The following is a 25,430-nucleotide window of genomic DNA, read 5'->3' on the forward strand; positions in this document are numbered from 1 at the left end:
CCTGCGCCGGACGCACCTGGGGGACCCGTGCGCCTACGCCTGCTCCTGCTCGCCCTCGGAACCTTCGCCGTAGGCACCGACGGCATGGTGACGGCTGGCATCCTGCCCCTCGTCGCCCGCGATCTGGACATCTCCGTATCGGTCGCCGGACAGATGGTCACCGTCTTCGCCCTCTCCTACGGCGTCCTCGCCCCGGTCCTGGCCACCGCCACCGCCCGGTGGCCCCGCCGCCGCGCCCTCCTCACCGCGCTCGCCGTCTTCAGCGCCGCCAACGCCCTTACGGCGCTGGCCCCTTCGTACGACACCCTGCTCGCCACCCGCATGCTGGCCGCCGTAGGAGCCGCGCTCTACACCCCCACCGCGAACGCCGTGGCGACGACCCTGGTGCCGGCCGAGCGGCGCGGGCGGGCGATAGCGGTGGTGATGGGCGGGCTGACCGTCGCGACCGCGCTCGGGGTGCCGCTGGGCACCTGGATCGGCCGTACGGACTGGCGGCTCACGATGTGGCTGGTGACCGGGCTCGGGGTGGCCGCCTTCGCCGGACTGGCCCTGCTCCTGCCCGAACTCCCGCAGCCGGCGGCCGCGTTGAGCCTGCGCGCGCGGTTCGCGCCGCTCGCCGACCGGCGGGTGCTGGGCGCGGCCGGCACCACCTTCCTGGTCTTCCTGTCCTTCCAGACGACGTTCATCTACTACACGGTGGCCACCCGGCACGCGACCCACGGCTCCCAGGACCGGCTGACCCTGCTGCTCCTGGTGTCCGGCTGCGCGGCGGTCGCGGGATCGTCGCTGGGCGGACGGCTGATCGACCGGTGGGGACCCCGCGTGGTGATCCTGTCCGCAAGCACGGCGTACGTGGCGCTCTCGGCCGCCGCGCCTTGGACGCTGCGCACCATGCCGACCGCGCTCGCCGCCGCCGCGCTCGCCCCGGTGTTCGGCTGGGCCATCATGGTCGGCCAGATCACCCGCGTCACCTCGCTCGACCCCGCCAACGCACCCGTGCTGATCTCCCTCAACAGCAGCGCCCTCTACCTGGGCATGGCCGCGGCCGGCGGCACCGGCAGCCTGGCGCTGAGTCTCTTCGGCGACCGCTGGTTCCTGCTGGCGGGAGCGGGACTCGCCGTACTGGCGACGGTCGTGGCCGCCCTGACGACCCGGCCGGCACCGCAGCCTCGCGCGTCCGCCAACGCCCCGGAACCGGCGCGCACTTGAGGGCGTGCGCGGTGCCTCAGCCGTCGAGTGCCGCCCGCCACTCCCCCACCGCCGCCGCCGACACCGGCCGTTCCCAGCCCTCGGGTCGGGCGGCGCCGCCGATGTGGAAGGCGTCGACTCCGGCGGCGCGCAGGGTGGGTACGTGGTCGAGGCGCAGGCCGCCGCCGACGAGGATGCGCTGTTCGTAGCCGGGTTCGCCGTGCAGGGCCGCCTCGCGGAGGAGGGCGGGGAGGCCGCCGTCGACGCCGTCGGCCGAGCCGGCGGTGAGGTAGGTGTCGAGGCCGGGCAGGTCGGCGAGCTGCTTGCGGAGGGCGTCGCGGTCGGCGGCGCGGTCGATCGCGCGGTGGAACGTCCAGGCGCAACCGTCCAGTTCGGCTACGACGCGTTCCACCGCGTCCAGGTCGACCCCGCCGTCCGGGTCGAGGAACCCGAGCACGAACTGGTCGGCGCCGGCGGTCCGCAGCTCCCCGGCGACCCGTACCAGCCGCTGCGTGTCGCCCGCGGCGAAGCCGTCGGCGAGGCGGATCATCACGCGCAGGTCGATGTCCACGGCGGCGCGGATCGCGGCGAAGGTCTCGATCGGCGGGGTCAGTCCGTCGGCCGCGATGTCGGTGACCACTTCGAGGCGGTCCGCGCCTCCGGCCTGGGCGGCGATCGCGTCCTCGGCGCCGAGGGCGATCACCTCCAGGACTGCACGCGTGCTCATAGGACCCCTTCCGTCGTGTTCCCTGGAGCGGCTACAGGTCTAGTCCAATCTCAGGGTACGCGGGCGGGCCGGGGGGCGCGAGATCACCCCCGTGAACGGCGAACAGATGGCGGAAAACGGCGGCTTACGGCCACGCGCCGAAGATGTTCAGCTCCGCCGGCTCCGCCCCCGCCAGCTCGTACGCCGCCCCTTCCAGCACCGGGCGCCCCGAGTACAGCCGTACGAGCGTGGGCGCGTCGCCGATGTACCGGGCGGGGGTACGGTCGCCCGACACGTCGCCGAGCCGCAGCGGATCGTCCGAGTCGTCGAGGTCGGCGTGGAGAAGCCGGTGGCCTCTCTGACGGGTCACGAGGCCGAGAAGGGTTAGGGCGGACCCCAGCCTTTCGCCCCCATAGGCCCCGGGCTCGCCGAGCGTGTCCCGTACGTCGCCGGCGTGCACCCACTCGCCGAACGCGACCGCGTCCAGCGCACCGCCCGCGCGGGCGATCACCGCACCGGCCTCGGTCATCCCGCGCTCCAGTTCGTCGAGGACCCGCGCATTGCTCCAGTCGGCACGCTCGGCGATGTCCCGGTCGTTGGACTCCGGCGAGAACACCCCCTCCTCGAACCGGCGCTCCACCACCCGGATCAGCGCGGACGAGCAGTGCGCGAGCACGTCCCGCACGGTCCACCCCGGACACGCGGCGGTCGCGAGCGCGAAGTCCTCCTCGGCACGGGAACGCAGCAGCGGAATCAGCGCGTCGCGCTCCCCGGCGAGGAGCCGCCCGGGCAGTTCGGGATCACGTACGTCGTGTGTCGTATCGGCGTAAGTCATGGACCCCACGCTAGGGGCGCCGCCACAGGAGGAAAATAAGCACCATGGCCGATCTCGACGCCCTTCGCGCCCGCTGGACCCGTGCTCTGGAAGGAGCCCGGCCGCCCGGCGGCGGACCCGACCCGCTGCCGTACGCCGAGAACCTCCTCACCCGCTGGCAGGAGCCGCAGCGCCACTACCACACGCTCACCCACCTCACGGCGGTCCTGGACCACATCGACGTGCTGGAGCGGTACGCCGACGACCCGGACGTCGTACGGCTCGCGGCCTGGTTCCACGACGCGGTCTATCTCCCCGACCGCTCCGAGAACGAGGACCGGTCGGCACGGCTGGCCGAGCGTGCGCTGCCCGAGGCCGGGGTCCCGGACGCGAAGACGGCCGAGGTAGCCCGCCTGGTCCGCCTCACCGTCACCCACGCCCCCGCCCCCGACGACCGCGACGGCATGGTCCTGTGCGACGCGGACCTCGCGATCCTGGCCGCCCCGCCGTCGGCGTACGCCGCGTACACGGCCGCCGTCCGCGAGGAGTACCACTTCGTCCCCAACGACACCTTCAGGGACGGCCGTTCGGCGATCCTGCGCCAACTCCTCGCCCTGCCCCGGCTGTTCAGGACCCCGCACGGGCTGGCGGAGTGGGAGGCGACGGCACGCTACAACCTGACGGGCGAACTGGCCCTGCTGGGCTCGGCGGACCCGAGTGCCGGCTGAGGACGGCGAGTGGTGACCGGTTTATTCACGGCGGGTCGCGGAACGCGGCCCGTATGCTCCCCGGCATGGGGACCACGGGCGCACCACAAGTGGAAGAGGCCGTAGCGAGCTGTCTCGCGCTGCTGGGCACGGCGACGGACCGGGACTGGGACGGCGTGAAGGCCGACCGCCTGGAGTGGAGCTGCCGCTACACGGCCGAGCACATCGCCAGTGATCTCGTCGCGTACGCGGGCCAGTTGGCCGGGCGCGCACAGCACGCGTACTTCCCCTTCGACATCGCTCTCGACGACGGCACCGGCAACTCCGGTGTCCTGGAGGTGATCGGGGCGACCGGCGCCCTGCTCGCCGCCGCCGTCCGCACCACCCCGCGCGAGGTGCGCGCGTTCCACCCGTACCCGTTCCGCAGCGCCAACCGCGAGGGCTTCGCGGCGATGGGCGTCGCCGAGGTGCTGCTGCACACCCAGGACATCGCCCAGGCCCTGGGCCTGGACCACCAACCGGCCCGGAATCTCGCCGAGTTCGTCCTGACCCGGATCTTCCCGCAGGTCCGTCCCGGCGCCGACCCCTGGCGCACCCTGCTCTGGGCGACCGGCCGCGGCGAACTCCCCGGCCGCGCCCCGGTCACCGAGTGGCGCTGGCACAACAACCTCGTCCTGGCCACCGACCGCCTCACCCTGGACGGCGTCCACCCGGCGGCCGCCGCCGACCTGGCCGCCGGCGGCGACGGCGGCTTCGAGTGGATCGACGGCGGCCCCTTCCAGGGCACCCGGGAGGCCGCGACCTTCCTGACGAAGGCGTACCAAGCGGGCCTGCACCGCCCGGAGTTCGGCATGTTCGCCCTGGTCCGCCACGAGGACGGCCGCGCGATCGGCGGCATGGGCTTCCACGGCACCCCCGACGAGGAGGGCCGCGCCGAGGTCGGCTACGACCTGGTGGAGGGCGCGCGCGGCCAGGGCTACGCGACGGAGGCGCTGCGCGCGCTGACCGGCTGGGCCCTGGCACGGGACGACGTACGCACCCTCCTCGCGACCGTCGAACGCGACAACCTCGCCTCCCAGGCGGTGGTTTCCCGCGTGGGCTTCAAGCAGATGGGCGAAAACCTCGACGAGCTGACCTACGAGCTGGAGGTCTGACCGGCCTCAACCGGCCTACCGGTCCCGCCCCTTGGGCCGGCGCAGCCCCGCCGCCGTCAGCAGCCGCACCACCTCCCGGCTCCTGACCTCCACCGCCCCGGCGGCCACCGCGTCCGCGTAACGGTGCGACGGAATGTCGTAGTGATCACGCTCGAAGGCCCGCCGCGGAACCCCCAACTCCGCGGCGAACAGGTGGAGTTCGTCGTACGAGACATCGCTGACGAGATGGGACCACAGACGGCCGTGCCCCGGCCAGGTCGGTGGGTCGATGTACACGGTCACAGGGAACCCAGGTTTCCCACCGCGGCGACCTTCACGCCCGCCTGGTGGCAGACCCAGTGCGGGTCGGGTCCCAGCTCCGGTTCGACCTCCAGGGCGTGCGGGTCCCCGGCCGAGCAGACCGGGCAGAGCGGCCAGCGGCCGTACGCCTCCAGCAGCGCGTCCTGCACGTCCTGCGCGACCAGTCCGGCGACGTAGTCGACGCCCTCCGGCCACTGCTCCACCCACCACCGCCGCTGTACGACGGACTCCTCCACCATCGACACCACGTCCGCCGCGACGACCTCGCGCGCGGCAAGGTCGGCGAGCACGAGCGCGCGAGCGGCGTGCAGCGCCTGCTCCAGGGGACTGACAGGGTCGCTTGCGGGTTCTTCCATGCACCCATTGTGCGCACTCTTGACCACGACCCGGATCCGAAAATATCTTTCAAAGGTGACCCAGGACGTGAAGGAAATTTTCGGAAACGGTTCCGGGAGTACACCACCCGCGGCCCTGGCCGCCAAGGTGCGCACCCTCGTCCCCTCCATGACCCGCTCCATGCAGCGCGTCGCCGAGACCGTCGCCGCCGACCCGGCCGGCTGCGCGGCCCTCACCGTCACCGGCCTCGCCGAACGCACCGGCACCAGCGAGGCCACCGTCGTCCGCACCGCCCGCATCCTCGGCTACCCCGGCTACCGCGACCTGCGCCTGGCCCTCGCCGGGCTGGCCGCGCAGCAGCAGTCCGGGCGGGCGCCCGCCCTCACCACCGACATCGCGGTCGACGACCCGATCGCCGACGTCGTCGCGAAACTCGCCTACGACGAGCAGCAGACCCTCGCCGACACGGCCGCCGGCCTCGACACCGCGCAGCTCGGCGCGGCCGTCAGCGCGCTCGCGGGCGCCCGCCGTACCGACATCTACGGCGTCGGGGCGTCCGGGCTCGTCGCCCAGGACCTCACGCAGAAACTCCTCCGCATAGGGCTCATAGCCCACGCCCACAGCGACCCGCACCTCGCCGTCACCAACGCCGTGCAGCTGAAGGCCGGTGACGTGGCGATCGCGATCACCCACTCCGGTTCCACCGGTGACGTCATCGAACCGCTGAGAGTCGCCTTCGAGCACGGGGCCACGACGGTGGCCATCACCGGGCGCCCGGACGGAGCGGTCACTCAGTACGCCGATCACATCCTCACGACGTCCACGGCCCGGGAGAGCGAGCTGCGGCCGGCGGCGATGTCGTCCCGTACCAGTCAGTTGCTGGTGGTGGACTGTCTGTTCATCGGGGTGGCGCAACGGACGTACGAGCAGGCTGCGCCCGCGTTGTCGGCGTCTTACGAGGCGCTGGCGCACCGGCACAGGCGCTGAATCCCACGGTTCGGTGTGGCGTTCAGGGGCGCGGGGAACTGCGCGACCAGCCCCCACCGGGCCCGCAGACAAAGAACAACCGAAAGAGCCGCTTCTCCATGACTTCCACGTCCAACCCCCGTGATCTCCGTGCCGAGTTGGAGTCACTCACCACCGAGGCGTTCCGGCCGGAACTCGCCGGAATCGATCAACTGCCCACCCTCGACATCGCCCGGCTGATGAATGCCGAGGACGCCACAGTCGCCGCCGCAGTCTCACAGCGCCTCCCCGAGATCTCCGCCGCCATCGACGCCGTAGCGGAACGCATGGGCAGAGGCGGCCGCCTGATCTACATGGGTGCCGGAACCGCCGGACGGCTGGGCGTGCTGGACGCCTCCGAGTGTCCGCCGACCTTCAACACCGACCCCTCCCAGGTGGTCGGACTGATCGCGGGCGGACCGGCCGCCATGGTCACGTCCGTCGAAGGGGCCGAGGACTCACGGGAGTTGGCGGAGGCCGACCTCGACGAGCTCTCGCTCACCGCCGACGACACGGTGGTCGGCGTCTCCGCCTCCGGCCGGACGCCCTACGCGATCGCCGCAGTCGAGCACGCGCGCGGCCTCGGCGCGCTGACCATCGGCCTGTCCTGCAACGAGCACAGCGCGCTCGCCGCAGCCGCCGAGCACGGCATCGAGGTCGTCGTGGGCCCCGAACTCCTCACCGGATCAACGAGGTTGAAGGCGGGCACGGCCCAGAAGCTCGTCCTCAACATGCTGTCCACGATCACGATGATCCGGCTGGGCAAGACGTACGGGAACCTCATGGTCGACGTCCGCGCCTCGAACGAGAAGCTGCGCGCCCGCTCCCGCCGTATCGTCGCGCTCGCGACCGGCGCGGACGACCCGGAGATCGAGCGGGCCCTCGCGGCCACGGACGGCGAGGTGAAGAACGCGATCCTGGTGGTCCTCGCGGGGGTCGACGGCCCGACGGCCGCCCGCCTTCTGGAGGAGTCCGGGGGCCGGTTGCGCGCGGCACTGACCGCCGCGGGCGGCTGACCAGCACGCTCGGGGGGTGGATACCGATACCCCGTACGACCTCGCCGCCGCGCTCCTCCCCCTGGTCGGCGGCCCCGCGAACGTCACCTCCGTGGCCCACTGCATGACCCGCCTACGGCTCGGCCTGACCGACCGGTCGTTGGTGGACGAGGACGGGCTGCGGGCACTGCCCGGCGTGCTCGGGATCGTGGACGACGACACGTACCAGATCGTGCTGGGGCCGGGGGTGGTGGCCCGAGTGACCCCGGAATTCGAGAAGTTGGCGGGTGCGGGCAGCGAACCGGCGACCCAGGGAAGGGGGTTGAAGGAGGAGCAGCGGGCCCGCAACGCGACCCCCGCCAAACTCCTCCTCCGCCGGATCGCGAACATCTTCGTCCCCCTCATCCCGGCCCTGATCGGCTGCGGGGTGCTGGCGGGCCTCAACGGCCTCCTGATCAACATGAGTTGGCTGCCGGGCCTGACCCCGGCCCTGGCCGCCGTCGCCTCCGCGTTCCTCGCCCTGATCTCGGTCTTCGTCGGCTACAACACGGCGAAGGAGTTCGGCGGGACGCCGGTGCTCGGCGGGGCGGTGGCGGCAGTGGTCGTATACCCCGGGGTGGCGAAGGTGACGGCGTTCGGAGTCGCCCTCTCCCCCGGCCAGGGCGGAGTGCTGGGCGCGCTGGCCGCCGCGTTGCTCGGCACGTACGTGGAGAAGTGGTGCCGCACCTGGGTCCCCGCGACCCTCGACGTCCTCGTCACGCCCACCCTGACGGTCCTGGTCTCGGGCCTGGCGACGCTCTACGGCCTCATGTACGCGGCCGGCGAGATCTCCACGGCGATCGGCACGGCGGCGAACTGGCTCCTGACGGCCACGGGCCCCTTCGCGGGCCTGATCCTCGGCGGCCTCTTCCTCCCCCTGGTGATGCTGGGCCTGCACCAGGCCCTCATCCCCATCCACACCACTCTCATCCAACAGCAGGGCTACACCGTCCTGTTGCCCATCCTCGCGATGGCGGGCGCGGGCCAGGTCGGTGCGGCGGTCGCGGTCTACTTCCGCCTGCGCCACAACACTTCACTCCGCACGACCATCAAGTCGGCACTCCCCGCAGGCCTGTTGGGCATCGGCGAACCCCTCGTCTACGGCGTCTCGCTCCCCCTCGGCCGCCCGTTCCTGACCGCGTGTGCGGGCGGCGCGGCGGGCGGCGCGTTCGTCGGCTTCTTCGCGACCTTCGGCGACAAGGTGGGCGCGACGGCGATCGGCCCTTCGGGCTGGGCGCTGTTCCCGCTGCTGGCGGGGAACCGGGGGCTGGGGACGACGGCCGCGATCTACGGGGGCGGCCTGCTGACGGGGTACGCGGTGGGCTTCGTGGCGACCTATTGGGTGGGGCTGAGCGGGGTAAGACCGGGCAGAACCGGGTGACGCCTCCCGGGCGTGATCGTTTTCCCGGCCATGAAGAAGACACTCATGGCCGCGGCCTGTGCCGCCGCCGCTCTCGCCCTGGCCACGCCGGCGCACGCGGACAACGACTCCAACTTCGGTGAAGGGGTGAACGCAGCGAGTAACTGGGCCTTCACGGCGGCCTCGGTGTGCTTCCAGGAACTCGCCGTGGTCCCCGTCGGCGGCGCCTGGAACGGCAACACCGTCAACCACTGCGTGAACGGCAACGTCCTCAACCACGCCCACTGACCAACCAAACCGGCGCCGGAAGCTCCCCCACGGGAACTCCCGGCGCCGTCGCGCTACTTGGCCCGCGCCCCCCGCCCGGTCCCCGGTCCCCGGTCCGCTCAGCGGAACAGCGCACGACACCCGCTCCCCCGCCCATCAGGCTGCCCAGCACACGCACGGAAACCGAAGCTGCCCCGCACGGGGGAACGGAGGAAGAGGCATGCCCGAACGACGCAGAGTGTTCGCGCTCGTCACCGCGGTGCTGGCGATACTCGCCCTGGCCTGGGCCGGCGGCTCGCCCGCACAGGCCGCGGGCTTCACCCCGATCAACGTCTGGAACTCCAGCCACTGTCTCGACAACGCCACCGAGAACGCCGCCAAGCTCCAGATGTGGTCCTGCACCGGCGGCGCCGAGCAGAAGTGGCTCGAAGGGTTCAACACCCAGACGAGCCTGTTCACCTTCACCAACCAGAACACCGGCCGGTGCATCACCGCGCCCGCCTCGGGGACGGGCACGGTCACCATGGCGTTCTGCAACGCGGCGGCGACCAACCAGCAGTGGCGCGTCTACTTCGCCGACAACCCGCTCGGACCGCCCTCCGGCTGGTACGACGTCTGGCAGAACGTGTCGAGCGGCTACTGCCTCTCCACGCCCAGCGTCGGAAACGGCACCCTCATCCAGACGACACCCTGCGACCCCTCCGACCAGTACGACCGCTGGCACCAGCAGTAGCCACCCACCGAGGCCCCCTCAACGACACCGGGCGGGGTCAACTCCCTTGCCCGGGCGATGATTTCGGGGTCCGAGTCGATGCCGTCGAGCGCTCGGCCGAAACTTGAGCGGCCGTGAGTGAACGTGGGATCCCCCTTCCGCGTCGGAGTGTGGACCGGTGCCGGTGGCCGGAGGCGAAGAGCCTCCGCGCCATCCTCTCAGCCGCGTGGCCGCCGTCCGCGACGCCCAGGGGGACTCCATGAACACGCAACCGAAACGCCGGTTCAGCCTGCTCTTCGCACCCCTCCTGGGCGCCTGCCTCCTTGCCGGTTGCGGCGACGGGCGGAGCGCGGACGACCTGCGTACGGACAGCAAGTCGCAGCAGACGCAGGAGAAGCGCGCCCGTGAAGTGGCCGACGCCTGGCACGGATCCGCGGCCACCGCTGCCTGGAGCCGGGGCTACTACCCGTTGGGCGACACGCCGCAGCCCCCGGCATCTGGCTGGCACAGCGAGGCGGACAAGTGGGCCTTCGAGAGCGGGACCATCGTCCGGAGCGGCAAGCTGCCGACCACCGCGATCACGCGGGGGAAGGTGGAGTGGCGGAGCGGAAGCACGCTGATCCGTCCGGTGGTGGATCCGAACTGGGCGTATCAGTCGTTCGCCCACTACAGCAGCAAGGGGCCCAGGCTCACCGTGACGGGAGTGAAGCTCGGCGAGACGACGATCGCCACGACCCGGGGAACGGCGACCGTTCCCGCCTGGCTGTTCACCCTCGACGGCTATGACGCTCCGCTCAAACAGGTCGCCGTCAGCCCGTCGGAGCTTCCCAAGCCGCCGATCGGACGGGCCGGGCACGGATCCGCCGGCGGCCTCTGGCAGGTCACCCGGCTGACCGGGACCTCGGCGGACGGCCGCTCCCTCACCGTGCGGTCGGGCCACGGAGCCTGCGACGACGGCCCCGTGGTCAAGGTGCTGGAGACGGACGAGAGCGTCGTGCTGTACGGCTCCGTCAAAGGTGCGCGCAGCGGCCCCTGCACCGCCGAGATGCTCCAACCGAAGGTGAAGGTCGAGTTGCGGCAGCCGCTCGCCCACCGCGTCGTCCTCGACGCCCTCACCGCTCAGCCGGTGCCGTACGGAACCTGAGGAAGACGAGCCTCCCGGTTCCGCTCCCGTACCCGGGCCGGCAGCACCTCCTCCTGTGCCGCGGGCCCCGTCGACTCCGGCGGGCAGTCCCACTCCCGGCCGCCGCAAACGGGCCGCAACTGCACGTTCCCGCCCACGTGCCCCATCACCTCGCCGATCCGCCCGTCCCGCACGTCCACGGCGTGCGCCCCGACCGGTGGCCGTTCCCCGCGCAGCACGGACGCCAGCTTCTCGGCGGTACGTACGTTGCACCGCCCCAGCGTCACCAACGCGAACGGTTCCTCGCCCGCAGCGGTCACCGGGTCCACCCCCAGGGACGGCAGGGCGACACCGACGCCGGTCAGTGCCTCCCGGAGCAGAACGACGACTTCTTCCGTCGACCGCAGCATTCCTTCACCTCCACGCAGAGTTCGCTGTTCGCAACACAGCGTGGTCTCTACGTGTCTAACCTGGCCATACGCGAAGTCCCAACAAACTCGGGTGTCAGGGCAGGGAGTTGCTGTGGCAGGACAGAAGGACCTCGACCCGTCGTCGTCACCACGCGCCCTGCTGGGCGCCGAACTCCGCCACGCCCGCGAGAAGGCGGACCTCAGCCAGGAGGAGTTGGGCCAACGGCTGTTCGTGAGCGGTTCGTTCATCGGCCAATTGGAGGCGGGCACGCGGCGGATGCTGCCGGAGTACGCACGGATGCTGGACGTCGAGCTGGGGACGGGGGACTTCTTCACGCGGAACTGCGGGGCGGCGGCGAAGTCCAAGTATCCCGAGCACTTTGCGGAGGCGGCAGAGGCGGAGACGAGGGCTACGGCCATCCGCGAGTACGCGCCCATGCTGATCCCCGGGCTGCTCCAAACCCCCGCATACGCACGGGCCGTGAACCGCGCCTACGACCCGACGGCACCCGAGGGAACCATCGTCGAGTGGGTGGACGGCCGGATGGAACGGACCCGTCTGCTCGACCACCCAACAACGCCTCTGTTGTGGGCCGTGCTTGATGAGGCGGCGCTCCGCCGGGAGACCGGTGGCCGGGTGGTCATGGCTGAGGCCCTTGGCCACGTCGTGGACCTGGGCCGCCGGGGCCGGGTCATCACGCAGGTACTTCCGTTCAAAGAAGGCGCGCACACAGCGATGAAGGGTGCCATGAAGCTGATGGACTTCGCTGACGCGCCTCCGCTTGCCTATCTGGAGGGAGTTCACACCGGACGCCTGGAGGACGACCCGGCCACCGTCACCCACCTGAGGCTGACCTTCGAACTCCTCGCAGCCGTCGCGCTCTCGCCAGAGAAGTCCCTGGCCATGATCGAGGCATTGGCGCAGGATTACGCCCATGAGGAACTTTCCTGACTACGACCTGAGCACCGTTACCTGGCACAAGTCGAGCTACAGCGGCGGCGGGGGCGACAACTGCCTCGAAGTCGCCGAAGGCAACCCCGCCCTGGTCCCCGTCCGTGACTCCAAGAACCCCCTCGGCCCGAAGCTCGTGTTCCGGGCCGAAGCCTGGGCCGCGTTCGTATCCGACGTGAAGGAGTGACGCTTCCCTGACCGGCGCAGCATCGTCACAATGCTCGTCGTGTCGATTCGGCCGGAGCACACCACGAGGCAACTCACGTACTACCGCTGGCGGTTGGGACACGACGAGTTGATCCGGCTGTACAGCGTCGCCGCCGAGGGGTTCGCGCCGGACGACATCGTCGTATCGACGGTCAGGAACAGCACGCGCTACAGCCGACGGTCCCTCGACGAACTGGTGACAGCGTTAGACGCATCGGCTATGGCCGGTGCCCTCCGGACGTGGGAGAACCTGGCCTTCGAGGCCGGAGAGTCCACGAACGCGCGCCACATCGCCTTGGCCATCGACGGCGGCAGGCTGACCCTGGTGGTGGAGGGCGAAGACGCCACCTGGGTGTTCGGCCAGACCGCGCGCCTGGAGATGCTTTTGGCGGCGGCACGTGGGGACAGCAGGCCGGAGGGACCGTCCCGGAGAGACCGCGGCTCCCTGATCGCACTGTGGGTCGCTGTGACACCTGTCCTGACCCTCGGCCTGGGTGGGTTGATCGGCTGGCTGATTGCCGCACATTGCATCTGGGTCGTCTGGCGGCAGTTCATACGCGGTAGAGCTGCTCACCTCCACGCCACCGAGCCGTTGCCTCCGTACGGCGTTCGCCAACGCCTGGCGATGGCGGGGTGGTACGACGTTCTGACCCTGGCACTCTCGGCCGTGGCCATCCTCGTCGCGGCCCTCAAATAGAAGCCCCGAAGCTCAAACCCCCAGCCCCGAGCCCTCTTTTCAAGGAATGGGTGGAGGGCCTCAACCCACCCACCCTCCCCGCGAGTTGACCCGAAGCGCTCGGCTTGCGACACACAGTCACGATCGTCTAGCGTGCGAACAACAAACAGCCCCCGTCAGGCGCTAGCAACACCTGCGGGGGCTTAACCAACACGATCGAAGAAGGCTCGATCCCGTGGCTGACGCCAATCCTAGTGCTGTCCCCGTGTCCGCGCATCCGTCGCCCCTGCCCCCCATGGCCAACCCGGGGTACGGCAAACGCTCCGCACCGGACCAACACCCCCGCACCACCCACGACTTCGCCCACCTCCCACCCCGCGAAGCCGCCATCGCCGCGTACATCGACCGGCTCCCGGGCGGTGCCGACATCTCCGTAAAGACGCTGGCCAAGACGCTGCCGTACGGACAGTGCGCCCTTCGCACCGCCCTCAACAACCTCCAAAAGGCAGGCCACTTGCGCCGGGGGCGGGAACATCTGACCGACGCCAAGGGCTCCCGCTGGATCACCCGAACGTGGTTCTCGCGTACGGCACGGGACGACGACTGGTGGGCCGCTTTCACGCGCGGTGACGTACCGGAAGCAATGGCGGACGTACGGAAGGAGACACGGCCGCCGACTCGCTCCCGCGCCCACATCCTGCTAGCCGCCCTCGGCCGTACCGCCCCCGTGCTGTCACTCTCCGCCGCCGAATGCGCCGAACTCGCCCCGCTGCTCACGGAGTGGTTCGCACGGGGAGCCACGGACGAGACGGTCGTACGGACCCTGACCGCCGGCCTCCCCAGCCCGGTCCACCACCCGGCGTCCCTGATCCGCCGACGCCTGACCACCAAACTCCCACCGGAGCCCAGTCCGGCACGGCCGCCCCTCCGCATCCTGGAGTGCGCGAAGTGCGGCGTACCAGGACGGCCGGAGGCTCTGCCGGGAGGCGTCTGCGGCGCCTGCCGGGGCGAGCACGCGCCCGCGCACTCCAACGCGCCCCTGCACGCCTCCGCAGTCCGGGCACATGCGGCGGAGATCCGTGCCGCAATGGATCAACGGCGCTACGAGCCAGACAAGACATACGAAAGGACACCCGTATGACAGCCCCGGCGGTCCGACCCCACCACTCCAGGGCACGATGGGAGAAAGGAGAGGAAGAAGGCGACGCCATGACCCCTGACACCGCTGACCGCCCGCAGATGTCCGTCGAGGACTTCGAGGAACTCGTCCGCAGGGCTCCGAGGGAGTTGCGGAACCGGCTGGAGTTCCTCGGCGGAAGGCTGTGCGTCCGGCACGGACCGCTCGACGTCGAGGAGTTCGAGGAGCTGGCCGCTGCCGCTCCGGAGACCGTGCGGCTGGAGTACATCAACGGAAAAGTAGAGGTCAAGGCAGTGCCGGACGGCAATCACCGCGAGATCTTCGTCTGGCTCCAGGAACAGTGCATGCAGCACCGCCCCGACCTTCGCGTCTACGGCGAGTCCGGAGTCAAGGCCGAGGCCTACCGGAAGGGGCGTGCCCGCACGGACGGCGCCATCGCGCTCAAGGGCCACTTCAAGGGCCACGGCGAGTGGTCCGCAACCAACGGCATCCTCGCGGCCGTAGAGATCACTTCCCACGACCGCGACACCGATCGCCGTGACCGTGTCGAGAAGCCCGTCGGATACGCGGAGGCGGACATCCCCGTCTATCTCCTCATCGACCGTGACATCGACAGCGTCGTCGTCTACAGCGAACCGAAGGCCGGCCGCTACCAGCAGATCTCCTCCTTCCCTTGGGGAACCCCCGCAGAACTCCCCGCCCCACTCGACTTCACCCTGGACACAGAAGAACTCAAGGACTACGCGGACTAGGGCGTTTCCTTCGGATCATCTGATCGTTGGTCTGGGTGTGTCGTTGACTGACGCCCAGTGGGCCCGGATCGAGCCGCTGTTACCCGATCGGGCACCGAGGCGGGGTGGGCGGTGGCGGGATCATCGGCAGGTGATCGACGCGATCGCCTTCAAGTACCGCACCGGCTGCCCGTGGATGGACCTGCCCGAGGAGTTCGGCTCCTGGAAGGGCGTCCACAACCGGCTACGGAAGTGGGCGGCCGACGGCACCTGGGAGAAGGTCTTCGCCGCGCTGCTGGCCCAGGCCGACTCCGAAGGCGACCTCGACTGGGTCGTCGCCGTCGATTCCACCATCGTCCGCGCCCACCAGCACGCCGCCGGGGCCCGTCAAAAGGGGCCCCGGCCGGCGAGCCGCACGACCATGCCCTCGGTCGCTCCCGCGGCGGACTGACCACCAAGATCCATCTGGTTGCCGACGGACGTTGCCGCCCCCTGGCCTTCTGCCTCACACCGGGACAGGCGGGTGATGCACCCGCATTCACTGAGGTCATGGCCCGCTTGAGGGTGGCCCGGCCGGTCGGACGGCCCCGGACCACCCCGGAGACAGTCCTGGCGGACAAGGCGTATTCCTCCCGGGCCATCCGCACCCACCTGCGCCGCCGCGGCATCCGGGCCGTCATCCCGCAGCCTGCCGACCAGATCGCCAAGCGCAGGCGGCGGGGCCGGTCCGGCGGCAGGCCACCCGCCTTCGACAAGACCGCCTACCGGCAGCGCAACACTGTCGAGCGGTGCATCAACAAGCTCAAGCAGTGGCGCGGCCTTGCCACTCGATACGACAAGACCGCCACCGTCTACCTTGCCGCACTGCACATCGCGGGCATCTTCATCTGGTCCGCACGCTGATCCACAAGAAACGCCCTAGACCCGCACACTGGACACCATGAACCACGCCCAGCAGACCGCCCTAGGTCGCGCCCTCCGGCTCCTCGGCGAGCACGGTGAGGCGCTGACGTCCGACACCCCCGACGCTCGGCTGCACGAGGTCAAGGCGGATCTCAGGCGCGCCCTGGACCTGCTGGAAGACACGGTCAGCGGCGGTGCGCCGACCACCCGCTGCCCGGAGCACCCCAACGGCCCGGTCGACGCCGACGCCCCCGACCTGTGCCTGCTCTGCGAGACCCGGCGCCGCGCGGCCCGCCGCTCCGAGATCAACGGCCCCGACGTGCGCAGGCCGGCCGACACCACACCGTCGCGCTACGGCGTGCGCGAGGACCGCCCGCAGGCGCAGCAGCGCTGGCTGCCCGAGCTGTGGAACGGCCAGGCCTGGCAGCTGTGCGGCACCCCGCGCCGCGACCGGCACGAGGCCGAGCTGTACCTCGCGGCCCAGCGCCGGGGTTCGCGGCCCGCGATGGCGTACCGGCTGGTGCACGAGTTCACGGACTACGAGGTGCTGCGGGTGTGGGGCACGCCGGTGCACGTGGACATCGAGCCGCTGGGGAACCTCTGACCAGGTTCAGGTGGTGGCCGCCTCGCCCTCGCGCTGGATGATCAACCGGGTCCGCTCCGCGTCCAGTTGGTACACGGTCTCGTGCGCCCGTGGATCGCGCGCGTGGAAGGTGTGGAACATCGGCCCGGTGTCGCCGCCCAGTTCGACCCGCGAGGCCGAGGCCCCGCGTACCGCCCGCTCCGTGCCGTACGCGGTCGTCAGGTCGATCCGGTTGACGACACCCGGCGTGACCCACACCGGGGTCGCCTCCAGGAAGCCGAAGAGCTGGAGGTGGAAGTGCCCGGTGAGGACGACCCGTACGTCACTCCCCCGGATCGCGTCCGCCAGCTCCCCGGGATTCCGCAGCCCGAAGGCCTGTTGGCTCGGCACGTCGAGGGCGATCGGCGGATGGTGGAAGGCGAGGACGGTCCCGTTCCCGAACGGCGTGCTCAACTCCTCCTTCAGCCAGTCCAGTTGAGCCCCGCTCAACCGCCCGTACACCTTCCCGGGCACCAGCGAGTCGAGCGTGATGAACCGATACCCGCCCTCGTCACTCACGGCCGCGCACCCGAACTCCACCGGAAACAGGGCGGACACGACCCGATCGGTACCGTCCGCCGCCAGGTGCCCGCTCCCCAACACCTTCCCGAACGCCTCGCGTTCGTCGTGGTTCCCGGTCGTGTAGAAGACGGGCACCCCGCCCATCGACCGCGCGAAGGCGCCCACCAGCTCCCGTACGGCCGAATACGCCTCCACCGCACCGTCGTTGGCGAGGTCGCCGGTGACGACGATCGCGTCCACCCCGCGCTGGTGCCGCAGTTCGGCGAGCATCAGCCGTAGCGAGTCGGTCGCGTTGACACCGTTCCGGTTGGGGGCGTCGGTGCGCTCCAGGTGGGTGTCGGACAGGTGCAGAATCCTCATGTTCCGGCACGCTAGCCCGAGTTGCGACCCTCACCAATAGCCACAGCTCAACGGGCGGCCGGACGCAACATCGTCGTAACGACCTGGCCACCGGCGACGACGATCTCGTCCCGGACCTCGAACCCGACGCTCTCGTAACGCCTGTTGTTGGCCGGGTTGGTCGACTCCAGGTACACGGGAGCGCCGCCCTCACCGAGTGCGTCGATCCGGGCGAGCCCGTCGACCACCAGCCCCATGCCCAGCCCCTTGCCCCGATGGTCGGCGTGCGTGCCCAGGATGGTGAGATAGAAGAACGGCTGAGCGGGATGAACCGCCTCGAACTGCTCACCGACGACGGTGATCGCACGAGCGGTCCCCTCATCGGTGACAGCGGCCAACCGCCCCTCCAGCCCGCCGGCCTCCTCCTCGGTCAACTCGACCCCGCCCGGCGGAATGAAGATCGCCGCGGCCTCGACGTTCGGCGTCACCAACGTCCAGGGATACCGCAGCGCGGAGCCTGCGTAGACCCGCCACATCACGGCCGCCTGCCCGGCCCGCCGCCGCTCGTCGGGGAACGCGGGACCCCACACCGGGTCATGGAAGAAGGCGCTGGTGAAGGTGGCGACGATGGCATCGAGATCGGCGACCGTGGCCACCCGGCTGGCGGAAGTCATACGATCACCGTACGCACTCCCAAGCCGGAGCAGCAGGGCGGAGAAGACATCGTGGGGTTCCCGAGAGACCCGGACACCGGCGCCATGTGGGCCGTACTGCTGGTGGCCGTCGGACTGCCCGCGCTGCTGTACGCCGGCATCGCCCGTTTCACCGGACACGGGCTCAAAGGGGGCCCGGTCTGGCGCCCGTTGAACGACCGGCTCAACCTGGTCTGCGCCCTGCTCGCCGTCGTCGGCCACGCGGGCGCCTCGGTCGCGGTCGGGGGCTGGGGGGACCTGTCCGGATTCACCCCGAGCGCGGCCCTGAGCGGCAGCTTCTCCAGTGCCTTCGCCTACACAGTCAGCGGCGACCAGCAGGGCCGCGCCCTCCGCCCCATCCTCCTGCTGCTGGCGCCGTACTCGATCGCCCTCGGCTTCTTCGCCCGCATCGCGGGCTGAGCGGCGGACAGAATCAGCCTGTCCGGCACCTTTCCAACCCAGGCCCGCACCATCAGCCCGTCCGGCGTTTGAGGACGAGGCCGTCCAGGCCGAAAGCGGGGGTCTGGGGGCGCAGCCCCCAGGGACGGGACGGGCAGGGGCGGCGGGGGCGAGAAACTCAGCTCAGCGAGCGCAGCGCCGCCGCATCGTAGGGCGCCAGCTCCTCCACCCGCCCCGCAAGCACCTTCGCCGCCCACTCCGGATCCTGAAGCAGCGCCCGCCCCACCGCGACCATGTCGAACTCGTCCCGCTCAAGGCTGTCGAGAAGGTCGTCGATCCCCTTGACCGGCGCCCCCTCACCACGGAACCCCTTGAGGAAGTCCCCGTCGAGGCCGACCGAACCGACGGTGATGGTCGGCTTGCCGGTGAGCTTCTTCGTCCAGCCCGCGAGGTTGAGCTCGGACCCGGTCTCCTCGAACTCGGGAAGCCAGTAACGGCGGGTGGAGGCGTGGAAGACGTCGACACCGGCCGCCGCGATCGGCGTCAGGATCGCCTCCAGCTCCTCCGGCGTCTCGGCGAGCCGGGCACCGTAGACATCCTGCTTCCACTGCGAGAACCGGAAGATGATCGGGAACTCCGGGGAGACCGTCTCCCGTACGGCCGCCACGATCTCCGCCGCGAACTTGGTCCGGGCGACCGCGTCACCGCCGTAGGCGTCCGTACGACGGTTGGTGCCCGCGTACAGGAACTGGTCGAGGAGATAGCCGTGCGCGCCGTGCAGCTCGACGCCGTCGAAGCCGATGCGCTCGGCGGCCGCCGCGGCCTCGGCGAAGGCGCCGATGACGTCGTCCAGGTCCCGCTGCGTCATGGCCGTACCGGTGACCTCGTCGCTGCCGATGCGCAGCCCGGACGGGCCGACCGCGGGGGCGTCGGCGTACGGCGGCTGGCCCTGCTCGCGGACCATGCCGATGTGCCACAGCTGCGGCACGATCGTGCCGCCCGCCGCGTGCACGCCCTCGGCGACCTTCGCCCAGCCCGCGAGCTGCTCCGCGCCGTGGAAGCGCGGCACGCGGTCGCTCTGCCCGGCCGAGTCGTGACCGACGTACGTGCCCTCGGTGACGATGAGACCGACGCCCGCGGCGGCCCGGCGGGAGTAGTACCCGACGACGTCCTCACCGGGAATGCCGCCCGGCGAGAACTGCCGGGTCATCGGCGCCATCACGATCCGGTTCGGGACGGTCAGGCCGTTGAGGACGATCGGACGGGCGAGCACTTCGGCCGCTCGGGAGGCGGGGGCGGACGTAGACACGTGTGGGGACTCCTCGGACTACCAGGCACTGGGTACCGGACGGTATGTGCGTATGCATCGATCATGCGTCAACAACAACCTCCGAGCCAAGCCCGTCATTCCGACCGTCCCACCTGTCGGCCTGTGATCCCGGACACGCCCGAGGGCGGTACCCCCCGCCAGAAGCAGGAAGTACCGCCCTCGGTAAGACCGTTGATCAACCGGAAGGGGTCGATCAGAAGTCCATGTCACCGCCCGGCATGCCGCCGCCGGCCGGCGCGGACGCCTTCTCCGGCTTGTCGGCGATGACGGCCTCGGTGGTGAGGAAGAGCGCGGCGATGGAGGCGGCGTTCTGCAGAGCGGAGCGCGTGACCTTCGCCGGGTCGATGATGCCTTCCTTGACCAGGTCGACGTACTCACCGGTCGCGGCGTTGAGGCCGTGACCCGGGGTGAGGTTGCGGACCTTCTCCACCACGACGCCGCCTTCGAGGCCGGCGTTGACGGCGATCTGCTTCAGCGGGGCCTCAAGGGCCAGCTTCACGATCGCGGCACCGGTGGCCTCGTCACCTTCGAGCTCGAGCTTCTCGAAGACGTGGCCCGCCTGGATGAGCGCGACGCCGCCACCGGCGACGATGCCCTCCTCGACGGCCGCCTTCGCGTTGCGAACGGCGTCCTCGATGCGGTGCTTGCGCTCCTTGAGCTCGACCTCGGTGGCCGCGCCCGCCTTGATGACGGCGACGCCACCCGCGAGCTTGGCCAGGCGCTCCTGGAGCTTCTCGCGGTCGTAGTCCGAGTCGCTGTTCTCGATCTCGGCGCGGATCTGGTTGACCCGGCCGGCGACCTGGTCGGCGGAGCCGGAGCCGTCGACGATGGTGGTCTCGTCCTTGGTGATGACGACCTTGCGAGCGCGACCCAGCAGGTCGACGGTCGCGTTCTCCAGCTTGAGGCCGACCTCCTCGGAGATGACCTCGCCACCCGTGAGGATGCCGATGTCCTGGAGCATCGCCTTGCGGCGGTCGCCGAAGCCCGGAGCCTTGACGGCGACGGACTTGAAGGTGCCGCGGATCTTGTTGACGACCAGCGTGGACAGGGCCTCGCCCTCGACGTCCTCGGCGATGATCAGCAGCGGCTTGCCCGACTGCATGACCTTCTCCAGGAGCGGGAGCAGGTCCTTGACGTTGGCGATCTTCGAGTTGGCGATCAGGATGTACGGGTCGTCGAGGACGGCCTCCATACGCTCCATGTCGGTGGCGAAGTACGCCGAGATGTAGCCCTTGTCGAAGCGCATGCCCTCGGTGAGCTCGAGCTCGAGACCGAAGGTCTGCGACTCCTCGACGGTGATGACGCCTTCCTTGCCGACCTTGTCCATCGCCTCGGCGATGAGCTCGCCGATCTGGGTGTCGGCGGCGGAGATGGAGGCCGTAGAAGCGATCTGCTCCTTGGTCTCCACGTCCTTGGCCTGCTCCAGCAGGGCACCGGAGACGGCCTCGACGGCCTTCTCGATACCGCGCTTGAGGGCCATCGGGTTGGCGCCCGCGGCTACGTTGCGCAGACCCTCCTTGACGAGGGCCTGGGCGAGGACGGTCGCGGTGGTCGTACCGTCACCGGCGACGTCGTCCGTCTTCTTGGCGACTTCCTTGACCAGCTCGGCGCCGATCTTCTCGTACGGGTCCTCGAGCTCGATCTCCTTGGCGATGGAAACACCATCGTTGGTGATCGTGGGGGCGCCCCACTTCTTCTCGAGGACGACGTTGCGGCCCTTGGGGCCAAGGGTGACCTTGACGGCGTCGGCGAGCTGGTTCATCCCGCGCTCGAGACCGCGCCGTGCCTCCTCGTCGAACGCGATGATCTTGGCCATGTGAAGTGGTCCTCCCGGACTGGGGTGGATTGCTCCGGACCGCGCTGGCGCCCGCGACGGACGGCCTGCCTGCCCCGTGGTTCCTTGCACCACCTGGCCTGCGGGCCTCACCGACCCGGTCCTTCGTTATCACTCTCACCTTCAGAGTGCTAACGCCAATGATTAGCACTCGGCATGGTCGAGTGCAAGCGGCTCCCAGGTACTGACCCCCTGGCACGGGCCCCGCCGCGACCCGGCTCCGGACATGCCGAAGGGCCCGTACCCCAGGAGGTGACCCCCCAGGAGTACGAGCCCTTCGGTGAAGAACGAAGAACGTCGCTGCTGTTCGTCGGCGCGTGCTTCAGCCGGTCGCGAGCCGGACCATGTCCGCCTGCGGCCCCTTCTGACCCTGCGAGATCTCGAAATCGACCCGCTGCCCCTCTTCCAGGGTGCGGTAGCCGTCCATCTGAATCGCGCTGTAGTGGACGAAAACATCCGCACCACCGTCGACCGCGATGAAGCCGTACCCCTTCTCCGCGTTGAACCATTTGACGGTGCCCTGAGCCATGCCTAACTCCCCTATTACTGGCCCTTGCACGGACCCACACTTCGCGGATCCGGGTCAGACCTCACCCCCCACAGGATTGGGGGCGTGCGCCGGAACGCGTCGACCGCGGCCGAATGTATCCGTCCAACTGCCGTCTGCAACAGGTCAATCCGACGAGAATTCCGGGCAGGACCGGTCGGGAATTTACGGAGAATTCGTCCGACTTCAGGGCAAGTCGGGCTGGATAAAGGGCACATAAGGCGCAAAAGAGCTGCACACTTTGGCTACTTCTCATCGCACGCGGAGCCGGTACTCATATGCGTTCGGCATGCGGAGTGGAGCGCGTTCCCCAACTGTACCCCGCTCAACCATAGAGAATTGCCCCCTCCGTTTCTCTCACGGAGGGGGCACTGCATCCATTAGCGGCAATGCCGCGGGCATGAACTCTTGGTAATCGACGTTACCTAGGGTAACGATCAGCCGCCCGCGACGGCCGGAATGATCGAGACTCCGGCCCCGTCCGGAGTGGCCGTCTCCAGCCCCTGCTCGAACCGCACGTCGTCGTCGTTGACGTACACGTTGACGAACCGGCGCAGCTTCCCCTGGTCGTCGAGGACGCGGGCGGAGATCCCGGTGTGGTTCTTCTCCAGGTCGCTGATGACCTCGGCGAGGGTGGCACCTTCGGCGGTCACTTCGGCCTGCCCGCCGGTGTAGGTGCGCAGGATGGTGGGGATGCGGACGGAAACGCTCATGCTCAGGACCTCCGGTCAGGTACGGCTTTGTCGTTTAGGGGCGCGGGGCCGTCAGGACGCGAGCCCGGCTTCCCTGAAGGACTCGAGGCTCGGGCGGATGGTCGCGGTGAGCCCGGTACCGGCGACCGCGTCCAGCGTCTTCAGACCGTCACCGGTGTTCAGCACGACAGTCGTCAGCGTCGGGTCCAGCAGCCCGTTCTCGATCAGCTTCTTCGTCACACCGACCGTCACCCCGCCTGCCGTCTCCGCGAAGATCCCCTCCGTGCGCGCCAGCAGCTTGATCGCGTCGACAACCTGCTCGTCGTCGACGTCCTCCACCGCACCGCCCGTACGCCGGGCGATGTCGAGGACATACGGCCCGTCGGCCGGGTTGCCGATGGCGAGGGACTTGGCGATGGTGTTCGGCTTCTGGGGGCGGACGACGTCGTGCCCGGCCTTGTAGGCCACGGACACCGGCGAGCAGCCCTCCGCCTGGGCGCCGAAGATCTTGTACGGCTTGTCCTCGACGAGCCCGAGCTTGATCAGCTCCTGCAAACCCTTGTCGATCTTCGTGAGCTGGGAGCCGGAGGCGATCGGGACCACCAGCTGGTCCGGGAGCTGCCAGCCGAGCTGCTCGCAGATCTCGTACGCCAGGGTCTTGGAGCCCTCCGCGTAGTACGGCCGCAGGTTGACGTTGACGAAGCCCCAGCCCTCGCCGGCCGGGTCGCCGATCAGCTCGGAGCAGAAGCGGTTCACGTCGTCGTAGTTGCCCTCGATGCCGACGAGCTCGCCGCCGTAGATCGCGGCCATGACGACCTTGCCCTCCTCCAGGTCGTGCGGGATGAACACGCAGGAGCGGAAGCCGGCCCGGGCTGCGGCGGCACCGACGGCGCCGGCGAGGTTGCCGGTGGAGGAGCAGGAGAGGGTGGTGAAGTCGAAGGCGCGCGCCGCCTCGATGGCCTGCGCGACGACGCGGTCCTTGAAGGAGTGCGTCGGGTTGCCGGAGTCGTCCTTGACGAACAACTTGCCCGCGTCGACGCCCAGTTCGCGGGCGAGGTTGTCGGCCTGGACGAGCTTGGTCCAGCCGGGGTTGATGTTCGGCTTGGTCGCCACGTCGGCGGGGACGGGCAGGAGGGGCGCGTAACGCCAGATGTTCGCGGGGCCCGCCTCGATCCGCTTGCGGAGCTCTTCGGTGTCGTAGGCCGAGAAGTCGTAGGCGATCTCCAGCGGGCCGAAACACTCCTCGCAGGCGAAGACCGGGCCGAGCGGGACACGGTGGCCGCACTCGCGGCAGGACAGCGCGGCGGCGGGGCCGAGATCAACGGCGTCTACGGGGTTCGTGGTGCTTGCAACAGTCTGCGCAGCCATGGAGGCGAGGCCCTTTCCTCATCTTCCTCACGACGCGTTTCGCCGCGAGACGGATTTGGCACCTTCCCGAGCCGGGAGCCTCGGCACATGGACAACATGCGACAAGACCGGCTGGAGGGTTGCCGGGGCTTCAACGGGCCGTATCCCTCTGCCCCTCTGGATGAGCGGTGTTCAGTTGTGTATGCAATTGTCTCGCCGACAGCCCCCGACATGCGATGGTCATCAGCGTTGTTCAAGACTGTAACCGAAGGCCAGGACAGTTGAGTGAGCCGTCCGAACCGCGAGATGGATCACTTACTCACTGTCTGTGACCAGCCCTCGCCGAGAGAACGCAGAGGAGCCGCGCAACGTGCTGAAGGAAGTCGAGCACTGGCTGAGCACCCGCTCCTGGTCCCTGACCGACCGGCCGCTCCACAAGATCCTGGCCGCGAAGCACCGTACGGGCCAGTCGGTCTCCGTCGTGCTGCCCGCGCTCAACGAGGAAGCGACGGTCGGTGACATCGTCGCGATCATCCGTCACGACCTCATGCAGCAGGTCCCGCTCGTCGACGAGATCGTCGTCGTCGACTCCGGTTCCACCGACCGCACCTCCGAGGTGGCCGCCGCGGCGGGCGCCCGGGTCGTGCACCGGGACGACATCCTGCCCCGCATCCCCGCCGTGCCCGGCAAGGGCGAGGTGCTGTGGCGCTCGCTGCTGGTGACGAGCGGCGACATCGTGTGCTTCATCGACGCGGACCTGAAGGAGTTCTCCTCCGACTTCGTCACCGGGATCGTGGGCCCGCTGCTCACCGACCCCGGCGTCGACCTCGTCAAGGCCATGTACGACCGCCCGCTCGGCGGCGCGGCCGGCCAGGGCGGACGCGTCACCGAGCTGATGGCCCGCCCGCTGCTCAACATGCACTGGCCCCAACTGGCCGGATTCGTCCAGCCGTTGGGCGGCGAGTACGCGGCCCGCCGCTCGCTCCTCGAGCAGCTCCCGTTCCCCGTCGGCTACGGCGTCGAGCTGGGCATGCTCGTCGACGCGCTGCACCTGGTGGGCCTGGACGCCCTCGCGCAGGTCGACGTGGGTGTGCGAAAGCATCGGCACCAGGACGGGCAGGCGCTGGGGAGGATGGCCGCGCAGATCTACCGCACGGCACAGCTGCGACTGGCCCGCGGGCATCTGATCCGGCCGTCCCTCACGCAGTTCGAGCGGGGGCCGGACGGTTTCGAGCCGCGCACGTACTCCGTGGACACGGAGGAACGGCCGCCGATGGCGGACATCACCGAGTACCAGTCGCGCAAGGTGGCGTAGCCGGTCCGCCGGCGGGCGGCCGTATACGGACCCGTCCGGTCCGTTGTGACCCGTCCGTACGTTTGAGC

The 25,430-nt window shown here is 69.9% G+C and carries 30 protein-coding genes and 1 riboswitch; of the genes, 18 read left to right on the forward strand and 12 right to left on the reverse strand.

The features are described 5' to 3' along the window. Window positions 1-27 precede the first annotated feature (27 nt). A complete protein-coding gene (locus tag ACQHII_RS21765; RefSeq protein WP_427920873.1) occupies window positions 28-1,209 on the forward strand; it encodes an MFS transporter in 1,182 nt (393 codons plus the stop codon). A 16-nt stretch (window positions 1,210-1,225) separates the two neighbouring features. Here ACQHII_RS21765 and ACQHII_RS21770 read toward each other — a convergent pair whose 3' ends face one another. Together ACQHII_RS21770 and ACQHII_RS21775 are read right to left on the reverse strand one after the other, a co-directional pair. Further along, entirely contained in the window at window positions 1,226-1,915 is a 690-nt protein-coding gene (locus tag ACQHII_RS21770; protein ID WP_427920874.1) for a copper homeostasis protein CutC, read from the reverse strand. 124 nt (window positions 1,916-2,039) lie between these two features. Next, window positions 2,040-2,729, reverse strand: coding sequence for a maleylpyruvate isomerase family mycothiol-dependent enzyme (locus ACQHII_RS21775; RefSeq protein ID WP_427920875.1), 690 nt, complete (start codon window positions 2,727-2,729; stop codon window positions 2,040-2,042). A gap of 44 nt (window positions 2,730-2,773) precedes the next feature. Between ACQHII_RS21775 and ACQHII_RS21780 the strand changes: the two genes are divergently transcribed. Then, entirely contained in the window at window positions 2,774-3,436 is a 663-nt protein-coding gene (locus ACQHII_RS21780) for an HD domain-containing protein (RefSeq protein ID WP_427920876.1), read from the forward strand. 65 nt (window positions 3,437-3,501) lie between these two features. Beyond that, complete coding sequence (locus ACQHII_RS21785; protein WP_427920877.1) at window positions 3,502-4,569, forward strand: GNAT family N-acetyltransferase; 1,068 nt, start codon at window positions 3,502-3,504, stop codon at window positions 4,567-4,569. 15 nt (window positions 4,570-4,584) lie between these two features. Here ACQHII_RS21785 and ACQHII_RS21790 read toward each other — a convergent pair whose 3' ends face one another. Next, window positions 4,585-4,851: a DUF4031 domain-containing protein gene (locus tag ACQHII_RS21790; RefSeq protein ID WP_427920878.1), complete on the reverse strand. Its 267-nt coding sequence runs from the start codon at window positions 4,849-4,851 to the stop codon at window positions 4,585-4,587. Then, on the reverse strand, window positions 4,848-5,225 hold the full coding sequence (locus ACQHII_RS21795) for a hypothetical protein (protein ID WP_427920879.1): 378 nt from the start codon (window positions 5,223-5,225) through the stop codon (window positions 4,848-4,850). Before ACQHII_RS21795 ends, ACQHII_RS21790 begins: the two co-directional genes overlap by 4 nt. A 55-nt stretch (window positions 5,226-5,280) precedes the next feature. Between ACQHII_RS21795 and ACQHII_RS21800 the strand changes: the two genes are divergently transcribed. From ACQHII_RS21800 to ACQHII_RS21825, 6 genes are all read left to right on the forward strand, one after another. Then, on the forward strand, window positions 5,281-6,192 hold the full coding sequence (locus tag ACQHII_RS21800) for a MurR/RpiR family transcriptional regulator (RefSeq protein WP_427920880.1): 912 nt from the start codon (window positions 5,281-5,283) through the stop codon (window positions 6,190-6,192). A 98-nt stretch (window positions 6,193-6,290) separates the two neighbouring features. Beyond that, window positions 6,291-7,226: an N-acetylmuramic acid 6-phosphate etherase gene (gene murQ, locus ACQHII_RS21805; protein ID WP_427920881.1), complete on the forward strand. Its 936-nt coding sequence runs from the start codon at window positions 6,291-6,293 to the stop codon at window positions 7,224-7,226. A gap of 16 nt (window positions 7,227-7,242) precedes the next feature. Further along, window positions 7,243-8,625, forward strand: a complete 1,383-nt coding sequence (locus tag ACQHII_RS21810; RefSeq protein ID WP_427920882.1) for a PTS transporter subunit EIIC — start codon at window positions 7,243-7,245, stop codon at window positions 8,623-8,625. Window positions 8,626-8,655: 30 nt separating this feature from the next. Then, a complete protein-coding gene (locus ACQHII_RS21815) occupies window positions 8,656-8,892 on the forward strand; it encodes a hypothetical protein (RefSeq protein ID WP_427920883.1) in 237 nt (78 codons plus the stop codon). Window positions 8,893-9,091: 199 nt separating this feature from the next. After that, a complete protein-coding gene (locus ACQHII_RS21820; protein WP_427920884.1) occupies window positions 9,092-9,604 on the forward strand; it encodes an RICIN domain-containing protein in 513 nt (170 codons plus the stop codon). Between the two features lie 238 nt (window positions 9,605-9,842). Continuing rightward, a complete protein-coding gene (locus ACQHII_RS21825; RefSeq protein WP_427920885.1) occupies window positions 9,843-10,727 on the forward strand; it encodes a hypothetical protein in 885 nt (294 codons plus the stop codon). Here ACQHII_RS21825 and ACQHII_RS21830 read toward each other — a convergent pair. Next, on the reverse strand, window positions 10,703-11,116 hold the full coding sequence (locus ACQHII_RS21830) for a hypothetical protein (protein ID WP_427920886.1): 414 nt from the start codon (window positions 11,114-11,116) through the stop codon (window positions 10,703-10,705). The two genes, ACQHII_RS21825 and ACQHII_RS21830, sit on opposite strands and share 25 nt — an antisense overlap. Before the next feature lie 112 nt (window positions 11,117-11,228). Between ACQHII_RS21830 and ACQHII_RS21835 the strand changes: the two genes are divergently transcribed. The 7 genes from ACQHII_RS21835 to ACQHII_RS21865 all read left to right on the forward strand — a co-directional run bounded on the left by ACQHII_RS21835 (window position 11,229) and on the right by ACQHII_RS21865 (window position 16,327). Continuing rightward, window positions 11,229-12,068 (forward strand): helix-turn-helix domain-containing protein, encoded by an 840-nt coding sequence (locus ACQHII_RS21835; protein ID WP_427920887.1) that lies wholly within the window; start codon window positions 11,229-11,231, stop codon window positions 12,066-12,068. Beyond that, window positions 12,052-12,255 (forward strand): DUF397 domain-containing protein, encoded by a 204-nt coding sequence (locus tag ACQHII_RS21840; RefSeq protein WP_427920888.1) that lies wholly within the window; start codon window positions 12,052-12,054, stop codon window positions 12,253-12,255. Before ACQHII_RS21835 ends, ACQHII_RS21840 begins: the two co-directional genes overlap by 17 nt. A gap of 30 nt (window positions 12,256-12,285) precedes the next feature. After that, entirely contained in the window at window positions 12,286-12,972 is a 687-nt protein-coding gene (locus tag ACQHII_RS21845; protein WP_427920889.1) for a hypothetical protein, read from the forward strand. 274 nt (window positions 12,973-13,246) lie between these two features. Next, the gene (locus ACQHII_RS21850) at window positions 13,247-14,092 is read left to right on the forward strand and encodes a hypothetical protein (protein WP_427920890.1); all 846 of its coding nucleotides are present in this window, start codon (window positions 13,247-13,249) and stop codon (window positions 14,090-14,092) included. 68 nt (window positions 14,093-14,160) lie between these two features. Then, window positions 14,161-14,841: a Uma2 family endonuclease gene (locus ACQHII_RS21855; protein WP_427920891.1), complete on the forward strand. Its 681-nt coding sequence runs from the start codon at window positions 14,161-14,163 to the stop codon at window positions 14,839-14,841. A gap of 22 nt (window positions 14,842-14,863) precedes the next feature. Continuing rightward, window positions 14,864-15,723 (forward strand): IS5 family transposase gene (locus tag ACQHII_RS21860; protein WP_427925200.1). Its coding sequence is split into 2 segments (ribosomal slippage): window positions 14,864-15,209 and window positions 15,209-15,723, totalling 861 coding nucleotides; the frame shifts between segments, so codons are not numbered across the junction. 37 nt (window positions 15,724-15,760) lie between these two features. Further along, window positions 15,761-16,327 carry a hypothetical protein gene (locus ACQHII_RS21865; RefSeq protein WP_427920892.1) on the forward strand — a complete coding sequence of 189 codons (567 nt, stop codon included), beginning with the start codon at window positions 15,761-15,763 and terminating at the stop codon, window positions 16,325-16,327. Between the two features lie 6 nt (window positions 16,328-16,333). Here ACQHII_RS21865 and ACQHII_RS21870 read toward each other — a convergent pair whose 3' ends face one another. Both ACQHII_RS21870 and ACQHII_RS21875 read right to left on the reverse strand, forming a co-directional pair. Beyond that, window positions 16,334-17,227, reverse strand: a complete 894-nt coding sequence (locus tag ACQHII_RS21870) for a metallophosphoesterase (protein ID WP_427920893.1) — start codon at window positions 17,225-17,227, stop codon at window positions 16,334-16,336. A gap of 47 nt (window positions 17,228-17,274) precedes the next feature. Further along, complete coding sequence (locus ACQHII_RS21875) at window positions 17,275-17,880, reverse strand: GNAT family N-acetyltransferase (protein ID WP_427920894.1); 606 nt, start codon at window positions 17,878-17,880, stop codon at window positions 17,275-17,277. A gap of 51 nt (window positions 17,881-17,931) precedes the next feature. Between ACQHII_RS21875 and ACQHII_RS21880 the strand changes: the two genes are divergently transcribed. Next, window positions 17,932-18,318 (forward strand): hypothetical protein, encoded by a 387-nt coding sequence (locus ACQHII_RS21880; RefSeq protein WP_427920895.1) that lies wholly within the window; start codon window positions 17,932-17,934, stop codon window positions 18,316-18,318. Window positions 18,319-18,475: 157 nt separating this feature from the next. On the opposite strand, the gene ACQHII_RS21885 is transcribed toward ACQHII_RS21880, so the two are convergent. The 5 genes from ACQHII_RS21885 to thrC form a co-directional block, all read right to left on the reverse strand. Then, window positions 18,476-19,606 (reverse strand): NADH:flavin oxidoreductase, encoded by a 1,131-nt coding sequence (locus ACQHII_RS21885; protein ID WP_427920896.1) that lies wholly within the window; start codon window positions 19,604-19,606, stop codon window positions 18,476-18,478. A 214-nt stretch (window positions 19,607-19,820) separates the two neighbouring features. Beyond that, complete coding sequence (gene groL / locus ACQHII_RS21890) at window positions 19,821-21,443, reverse strand: chaperonin GroEL (RefSeq protein WP_427920897.1); 1,623 nt, start codon at window positions 21,441-21,443, stop codon at window positions 19,821-19,823. A gap of 340 nt (window positions 21,444-21,783) precedes the next feature. Beyond that, on the reverse strand, window positions 21,784-21,990 hold the full coding sequence (locus ACQHII_RS21895; protein WP_007493268.1) for a cold-shock protein: 207 nt from the start codon (window positions 21,988-21,990) through the stop codon (window positions 21,784-21,786). 455 nt (window positions 21,991-22,445) lie between these two features. Beyond that, window positions 22,446-22,721 (reverse strand): MoaD/ThiS family protein, encoded by a 276-nt coding sequence (locus tag ACQHII_RS21900; RefSeq protein ID WP_328682262.1) that lies wholly within the window; start codon window positions 22,719-22,721, stop codon window positions 22,446-22,448. Window positions 22,722-22,772: 51 nt separating this feature from the next. Then, complete coding sequence (thrC, locus tag ACQHII_RS21905; protein ID WP_427920898.1) at window positions 22,773-24,068, reverse strand: threonine synthase; 1,296 nt, start codon at window positions 24,066-24,068, stop codon at window positions 22,773-22,775. Window positions 24,069-24,083: 15 nt separating this feature from the next. Then, a riboswitch (SAM riboswitch) is annotated at window positions 24,084-24,235 on the reverse strand. Window positions 24,236-24,417: 182 nt separating this feature from the next. Here thrC and ACQHII_RS21910 point away from each other — a divergent pair. After that, window positions 24,418-25,362, forward strand: coding sequence for a glucosyl-3-phosphoglycerate synthase (locus ACQHII_RS21910; RefSeq protein WP_262061379.1), 945 nt, complete (start codon window positions 24,418-24,420; stop codon window positions 25,360-25,362). Window positions 25,363-25,430: the final 68 nt, after the last annotated feature.

Origin of the sequence: Streptomyces sp. cg40 (assembly GCF_050320165.1) — a bacterium.
Classification (GTDB): Bacteria; Actinomycetota; Actinomycetes; order Streptomycetales; family Streptomycetaceae; genus Streptomyces; species Streptomyces hokutonensis.